General features: G+C 29.1%; 1 protein-coding gene. It reads right to left on the bottom strand.

Annotation, left to right across the window (positions count from 1 at the left end):
* Positions 1–217: 217 nt before the first annotated feature.
* The gene (locus CGZ90_RS20200; protein WP_094254260.1) at positions 218–1,333 is read right to left on the bottom strand and encodes a UvrD-helicase domain-containing protein; all 1,116 of its coding nucleotides are present in this window, start codon (positions 1,331–1,333) and stop codon (positions 218–220) included.
* Positions 1,334–1,352: the final 19 nt, after the last annotated feature.

The raw sequence follows: 1,352 nt of genomic DNA, 5'->3' as shown, positions 1-1,352 counted from the left end.
TCGTATAATTGCAAATATCAACAATGAATACTAACACAGCTTTGCGAAAAGAGCTGTCAAGGGACTTGAAGTTTGTGCAAGTTTTTTGGAGCACTAGCAAAAAAGTTCACAAAGTTTGCTGAAGTGTTAGCGAAAGCATCCCTTTACTGATCTTAATGAGCGAATGATTACACTTGAGAGAACAAAGAGGAAAGAGAAATCCCTTTTTAAACTCTGTTTAAATAATTAAATATTTTGATTTGAATCTTTTAAAATCTTTTTCTTTTATGAAGTAAAGTTCATTTGTAGCTCTGGTCATTGCTACATAGAGTGGATTTATTTGAGCAGGTGTTAAATGAGCACATGAAAAATCTTTTTCAAACAATGATTCAAATGTCTTAGTTAGAATAATACAAGATTTTTGGTAAGTATCGCCTTTAGAATAACCCCAATTAATAGCTGGAATGCCGTTATACTTACGACTTTGTTTAAAGAATAACTTTATTATATTAGCATCTTCTAAAACCTCAATTATTTTTGAATCTGTTTCTAATAATTCATAATGCCCTTTTATTTCACTTGAAGATTGTATGTTAATCCCCAGTTTATTATTAATGAAATTACATATTTCCTCCGGAACACGCCTACTTTTTATCAGAGTGCTTTCATCTATTTCTACTTTCCCTTTAAAAAGTAGTTTGTATTCTTCTTTCGATATATTGATTTTTCCTTTTTTCAGAAATGGTTTGGTAGCTGAAAAATTAGATTTACTAACGGAATGTTGATGAAAGTCTCCTACAGCAAAAACTTTTACGTTCTTTTCTTTTACAAACATTGATAATAAATCAAAATCTTTGCCCATGAAATCTTGGAGTTCATCAAAATATATTTGATCGCAAAATTTATTTAGACGTTCAATTATCATTTTTTTTATTTCTTTCGATTGAGCTAACACTAAACTGGACATTCTTGAAGGATAATATTTTTGATTATAAATATAATGTCTATAATCATCTTGTTTAAAATATTTGTAATTTGGTTTTCCTTTAATACTTTGTGGCTCTGGTTCTTTATTAATTTCAACCCCGTTAGTAATTATTACAGTACTACTACCAATCTCTAAGATAGGTTCAAAAGGTTTCAATAGCCATCTATATACAAAACTAGAAAACGTTAAAACTTGTGTATTCTTTGGTACTTCCCCATGTATATTTTTTATTTCTCTTTTAAGATTAGCTACATTCTGCCTTGTATAAGTTATTACTAAATTTTTTTGATTTTTATTTAACTGATTTGCTATATAATACGTTTTTCCTGAACCAGCTGATGCAAGCATTATCGTTGAACCAGCCATTTAATCCCCTCCTGAATAT

Source organism: Fictibacillus aquaticus, assembly GCF_002245695.1.
Taxonomy (GTDB): Bacteria; Bacillota; Bacilli; order Bacillales; family Fictibacillaceae; genus Fictibacillus; species Fictibacillus aquaticus.
Note: the sequence above shows the minus strand (reverse complement) of the source record. Positions and strands in the feature narration are given on the sequence as shown.